The sequence below is a fragment of the Oerskovia enterophila genome (genome assembly GCF_001692445.1).
GTDB classification, from domain to species: domain Bacteria; phylum Actinomycetota; class Actinomycetes; order Actinomycetales; family Cellulomonadaceae; genus Oerskovia; species Oerskovia enterophila.
In genome coordinates this window covers 1-5,952 of record NZ_MAQA01000095.1, presented here as the reverse complement: position 1 = coordinate 5,952, position 5,952 = coordinate 1, and the positions used below count along the sequence as shown (strand labels likewise).

The window sequence follows — 5,952 nt, the reverse complement described above, 5'->3', positions numbered from 1 at the left end:
GTCGCCTGCCGAGGGAGACCGCCGGGTCGTCGACGGCGGAGCCGGGGGAGCGGGGTGGGGAGGCCATCGCCGACCAGCGTAGCCAACCCGGACTTCCCGCTGGGCGCGTCACGGTGAGCGGGCGTGACCACGGTGCGAGAAGCCGGACCCGCCGATCCAGCTCTGCACGGTGCGAGGCGTTGGCTCGCCTCACGGAGGCGGGCGTCCTCTCGCGGATCTCGACATCGCTGCGGCACGGGGTCTGGGTGGCCACGGAGGTGCTGGGCGAGATCGACGACCTCACACGGCGGCTGCGCCAGGTCCGACCTGGCGGCCGACGGCCTCGTGGCGCGCCGAGTCGCCTGGTAGGAAATAGTGTGCCAAGCGGATAGGTTCGTCCCATGGTCACCGACGCCGCCGACTCACCCCACGACGCCTCGACGGGCGGGGCGCGCCCGCCCGGCCAGGAGAATGTGCCCGCCGGCCCCCCGGTCGAGCAGACCGCGCAGGCGCTCGCCCCGCGCTACCCGCGACCGCCCGTGACGCGCGACGAGGCGGAGTGGGTGTGGCGTGAGCTCTCGGTCGCCGCGATGTACGCCTCGACCAAGCCGGAGATGGTGCGTCTGGCGGTCATCGTCGGGCTGACCCGTGCCACGGGCGCCCGGTACTCGGACCTGCTGCGCTGCACGGTCGACTCGCTCGACCTGGGTCCGACGGGCGCCCAGGCGGGGGAGGGGCGCGTCGTCGTGCAGCACGGCAAGCACCGCACGGTGCGCGAGCACCGCCTCGAACCGGGTGTCGTCCTGGTCCTGCGCCGCTGGATGGACGTCCGGGAGGACCTCTGCTCCGAGCTCGAGGGGTCGATCCCACGAGCACTGCTCCTGACCGTGCACCACACGCACGACAACGGTGTCACGGTGGCCAGCGGGCTGCCCATCACCAAGCAGGGGCTGGTGCTGTCGTGGCGCAGGTTCGTGCAGCGGACCAACGCGCGGTACGGCGGTGTGCGGCCGCCGCTCCCGACGCGCTTCGAGCAGGTCCGTCGGGCCTGGCACGCGGACTCGGAGGTCCTGGGCGAGCCCCTGGGGGCAGCGGGGGCGTAGGTCTTCAGGGGCCCCAGGTTCCACGGAGCCCGACGGCGGGCTCAGGCCGTGCGGTCGTCGTCCGCGGGGGAGCGGGGCGCCTCGGCGTCGAGCTCCTGGAAGACCGTGATCTGCAGGCCGGCCGGGGCCTCGAGCCGTGCGTTGAGCGAGTTCCAGGGCGTACGGACCGGCGGAGCGACGAGGTGTGCTCCGCCGTCGACGAGGGCCGTCGTGACGGCGGTGGCGTCGGACACCTCGAACGCGACGCGCAGCGGGGGAGCGACCTGCCGTCCCACCTCGACGTCGTCGATCATGCGCTTCTGCGCGGGGTTGGCGATCTCCAGGGTGGCGCGCCCCGCGTCGAGGATCGCGACGCGCGCGTCCCCTTCGCCCGTGAAGGCGGCCTCCTGGGGGAGTCCGAGCAGGTCGCGGTAGAACGTGAGGGCGGCGTCGTAGTCCTCCGCCTCGACGACGAGACGAAGCTGTCGCACGGGCGGGGCATCAGGTCGATCGGTCATGCGGCCACGCTATGCCGCACTCTGCTCCACTGCTTGTCCGGAACAAAATAGTGTGCCAAGCGTAGAGAACGCATCGACCCACCCAGGATCTCCGACTCACCACCAAGCCCAGACAGGCCAGGGCCCGACGTGCGAAGTGCCCCGGCCGAGGACCGGGGCACTTCGCACGTCGGGCAGGCCGGGCCGGGGGGAGTCAGGCCTCGTTCTTGGCTGCGGACTCGGCCTTGCGGGCTGCACCACGTTCGGTCGACGCCCCCGAGGTCGAGAGCTCGCCGCCCGAGGACTCCAGGTGCGCGCGGACGAACCAGTGGAACAGCTCGAGCTCGTGCAGGTGCCCCACGAGGAGGTCGTTGCTCACGGTGTCGACCGTCTCGGTGTCGGCCGCAGCCTTGCGGTGCGAGGCGATCACGCCCTGGTAGACCTCGTCGAGGGCGCCCAGGTGGGCGATCGTCGAGGCTCGGCCCAGGTGGTAGTCCTCCCAGGTGCGCTCGGCGACGATCGCGCCCGGCGTGCCGCGCGGCGGGACGCCCAAGGTCGCGATGCGCTCGGCCGTCGCATCGACCATGGCACGGACGGCGTCCACCTGAGGATCGATCATCTCGTGGACCGCGATGAAGTGCGGACCCACGACGTTCCAGTGGATGTGCTTGAGCGTGAGGGCGAGGTCGTTCAGCGAGTGCAGGCGCTCCTGCAGGATCGCCGCGACGTCCTTGCCCTCCTGGAGCGTGAGCGACGGGACGGTGTAGTCCGGCAGGTCCTTGTGGGCAGCCATGTGGTCCTCCTCGAGTCGGGGTGCAGGGCGGGCGACGTGCGCCTCGTCCCATCCTGGCCCGGTGCCCGTGTGCTCGCAGGTCCAGCGAGCACCCTCAACGCCACCAGGTCCTCGGGACCACGAGGACGGCAAGAGCACACAGCGCCAGCGCCGCCACGACCGTCAAGAACCCGTCGCCCTCGAGCCTCGAGGCGGCGAACGCGACGAGCGCGAGACCTTGGCAGGCCACCTGGACCGCGGCGGCGCGACGCAGGTCGAGCACGAGCACGCTCCGTTCGACCGCGCCCGTCCTGGGGACCCGAGCAGCCCACCAGGACGCACGGAGCATCAGGTGCACCAGCGGGAGGAGGACGAACACCACCGGGTCGAACGCCGCAGAGGCGCCCAGGAGCGCGGCGCCTCCCGCGAAGGCGATCGCGTGGGGGACAGGGGGTCGGGGGAACCGGGTGACCGCCGCCGCGAGCGCGAGACCGACCACCACGCTGCCGGCCAGAGACGAGAGCAGGCTGTGTGCGGTCAGCGTGGCGAACGCGACCGTGACGCCGAACAGCACAGCACGGAAGAGGAGCCCCGGCACGGTCGGTCCGGTGCCCACCTCCGTCGAGGGCCTGGTGGCTGCAGGAGCCGGGCGTACCGGACGGAGTGCGCTCATCGGGCCGTTCCTTGCTGGGCGTGTCGTTGCTGGCGGGCTGCGAGCTCCAGCGCGGTGCGCGCCGATCGTGCCGAGCGACCAGGCGTTCCTGGGTCGTCGCCCCCGATCGATGGCAGCCATCTGACCACGAGGATCCCTTCCCGGCGCAGGCTCTCGAGGCGCTGCTCACGCTCGATGTGCGTGATGCGCCAGGCGAGAGCGACGCCGGGGTCACCCCGCGGGACCTCGACCGTGGGCAGGATGTCGACCGCCACCACCGGATGACCGGTGCCGCGCCAGGTCTGGGCGATCGAGGCGCTCTCGTCGTCGAGGAACGTCGAGAACATGTACACGAGCGCCCCCGCCGGGATCTGCGGGGGACGCATGCGGCGGCCCGGGTCTCCGACGGGGTGGGCGAGCGCGAGCGCGTGGACGATCCGGCGGAGCTGACGCTTGCCGGCCGCGGGAGGCAGGGGGCGTCGGACCCACCCGAGGTCCTCGAAGCCGACCCGGTCGCCGCCGTCGAGCGCGGCCTGCGCGACCGAGACCGCGGCGTTGCGTGCGACGTCGAGGGACGTCGCACGGTCCATGGGCAGCGGATCGTTCCCGCGCCAGGTCGTGACGTCCGGCCCGACCTCGTCGCGCGAGTCGAGCACGAGCACGACCGTCGCCTCCGCGGTCGCCTGGGTACGCCGCACGTAGAGGGTCTCGAGGCCCGGGGACCGCCGGGCCGTCGCGCGCCAGTCGATGCGCCGGAGCCGGTCGCCCGGCGCGAAGGGATGGACGTCCCGCAGCTCGGTGCCGTCGCCGAGCCGCCGGGTCGTGTGCGGTCCGGTGAGCCCGACGAGCTGGTGCGGCAACGGGAGGCGACCGAGCGGCTGGGCCGTCGGCAGCACGAGGATCCCGGGGGCCCGCAGGTCGTCGGGCCGCGACTCGAAGCCGCCCTCGACGCCTGCCGCGACGTGGTCGACGCGGAACGTCCGGTGCGGGCCGGTGCGGGCCGAGTGCGTCGTGAGGTCGAGCGTCCTGGTCCCGTCCACGAGGACCGTGACGTCTGCGTCGTCGTTCCCCGGGCTGGTGACCCGCAGGCGGACGGGAGCGGCGCCGTCGGGCACGTCGAGGCGCAGCCGCGCGCGCAGCTCTCCCGGACCGGTCCCGCCCGCCTCCGCCGGGACGAACGTCGCACTGACCGCCCCGCCTCGCGGGCGAGCGGTCCAGGCCCATGCCGCGCTGAGCAGCGCGGGCGCCCCGAGGACCGCGATGTCGGCGCGGCCAGCGACGAGACCGGTGATCAGCAGGGCGAGACCGAGCACGACCCCGGCCGCGAGACTCGTCGTCTGCAGCCAGCCCGTCGGCTCTCCGCCCCCTGCGGGTGCCGTCATCGCGCTGCGCTGGCGACCGTCGCGGGGCCCGGGACACGGTCGAGGATGGCCCGGACGATGGTCTGCGGCTGGGCGTTCGACGCCCAGGCCGTGGGGGTCAGCGTGAGCCGGTGCGCGAGCACGGGGACCGCCACGCGCTTGACGTCCTCGGGGAGCACGTAGTCGCGGCCGTCGAGCGCCGCGACGGCGCGCGCGAGCAGGACGAGGGTCTGCGACCCGCGCGGCGAGGCACCGACCTCGAGCTGGGAGTCGGCGCGCGTCGCGGCCACGAGGTCGACGCAGTACGTGACCACGTCGGGGTCGACGTCCGTCGCCTCGACCCCGGCCTGCATCGCGAGGACCGTGGCGGCGTCGACCACCTGGCGGACCTCGGCCTGCTCCTGCCGGCGGTCGAGCCTGCGGCGCAGGACCTCGCGCTCCTCGTCGCGGTCCGGGTACCCGACCGCGAGCCGCACCATGAAGCGGTCGAGCTGCGCCTCGGGCAGCGGGTAGGTGCCCTCGTACTCGACGGGGTTGGACGTCGCGAGGACGTGGAACGGACGCTGCAGCGGGTAGGTGCTGCCCTCGATCGACACCTGGCGCTCGGCCATGGCCTCGAGCAGCGCGGACTGCGTCTTGGGCGCGGTGCGGTTGATCTCGTCGGCCAGGAAGAGGCCCGTGAAGACCGGCCCGGGACGGAACACGAAGTCGGTCGTGGCCGGGTCGTAGACCGAGGACCCCGTGATGTCCGCGGGCAGGAGGTCGGGCGTGCACTGGAGGCGGGCGAAGTCGAGCCCGAGCGCCGTGGCGAGGCTGCGGGCCGCGAGGGTCTTGCCGAGCCCGGGCACGTCCTCGAACAGCACGTGACCGCCCGCGAGGATCGTGGCGAGCGCGAGCTCGAGCGGGTCCCGCATCCCGACGACGGCCGTGCCGACCTCGTCGAGGATGCGGCGGCCGAGCGCGGCCACCTCGGGGACGCTGAGCGCGGGGGCAGGGGAGTCCGTCATCGGGTTCGCCTCTCGGTGGTGGTGATGGAGGTGGTGCTGGTGCTGTGGTCCGAGCCGTCGGTCGTTCGGCCGCCCGCCGTGCGGCGCTGCTCGGCGGACGCGCGTCCGGGGCCCGCGGAGATGCCGCTCACGCCTTCGACCGCAGTGACCCAGGCCCGCAGGACGGGCATGGTCGGCGGGCGCGGGTCGGTCGTCATCTGCTGGTGGACCTTGGGGCCGAGCAGGTCCGCGGCCGCGCGCTGCTGTGCCGGGTCCGTGCTGCGCAGGTCGATCCCCCGGTCGGCCAGAGCCGTGGCCGCGAGCGCCAGGACGCGTTTGTGTGCGCGTTCGCTGACTCGTCCGTCGTTGCCGTGCATGGCCCAGGTGAGCTCGGAGAGGTCGCGTCGGGCGCCGTGGCGGTTGCGGTCGGGCAGGGCGTGGTGCTCGGGGTCGGTGCCGGGTCGTGCGCGTCGGTGGAGGACGAGGAGGACGAGGGCGCCTGCGGTGAGGACGAGTGCGTGGGGGATGTCGAGCCCGATGACCGCGAGGGCTGTGCCGGCGGTGAGGACGAGTGCTGCTTCGAGGAGGAGGCGTCGGGGGGTGGTGGGTCGTCGGCTCATGGG

The 5,952-nt window shown here is 73.6% G+C and carries 7 protein-coding genes; 1 reads left to right on the top strand and 6 read right to left on the bottom strand.

All coding sequences use genetic code 11. The features are described from left to right. The first annotated feature begins 380 nt into the window (after positions 1-380). Positions 381-1,082 carry a site-specific integrase gene (locus OERS_RS20135; protein WP_139107966.1) on the top strand — a complete coding sequence of 234 codons (702 nt, stop codon included), beginning with the start codon at positions 381-383 and terminating at the stop codon, positions 1,080-1,082. A 41-nt stretch (positions 1,083-1,123) separates the two neighbouring features. Here the strand turns inward: OERS_RS20135 and OERS_RS20130 are convergent, their stop codons facing one another. The 6 genes from OERS_RS20130 to OERS_RS21675 form a co-directional block, all read right to left on the bottom strand. Then, entirely contained in the window at positions 1,124-1,579 is a 456-nt protein-coding gene (locus tag OERS_RS20130; protein WP_068627763.1) for a VOC family protein, read from the bottom strand. A gap of 193 nt (positions 1,580-1,772) precedes the next feature. Further along, positions 1,773-2,351, bottom strand: a complete 579-nt coding sequence (locus OERS_RS20125) for a Dps family protein (protein ID WP_056651868.1) — start codon at positions 2,349-2,351, stop codon at positions 1,773-1,775. A gap of 94 nt (positions 2,352-2,445) precedes the next feature. After that, complete coding sequence (locus OERS_RS20120) at positions 2,446-3,003, bottom strand: hypothetical protein (protein ID WP_139107965.1); 558 nt, start codon at positions 3,001-3,003, stop codon at positions 2,446-2,448. Then, positions 3,000-4,364, bottom strand: a complete 1,365-nt coding sequence (locus OERS_RS20115; RefSeq protein ID WP_083201634.1) for a DUF58 domain-containing protein — start codon at positions 4,362-4,364, stop codon at positions 3,000-3,002. Before OERS_RS20115 ends, OERS_RS20120 begins: the two co-directional genes overlap by 4 nt. Beyond that, entirely contained in the window at positions 4,361-5,350 is a 990-nt protein-coding gene (locus OERS_RS20110; RefSeq protein WP_068627761.1) for an AAA family ATPase, read from the bottom strand. Before OERS_RS20110 ends, OERS_RS20115 begins: the two co-directional genes overlap by 4 nt. After that, positions 5,347-5,952: hypothetical protein (locus OERS_RS21675; RefSeq protein ID WP_169834256.1), on the bottom strand; the 606-nt coding region annotated here is incomplete at its 5' end. The genes OERS_RS20110 and OERS_RS21675, both read right to left, overlap by 4 nt.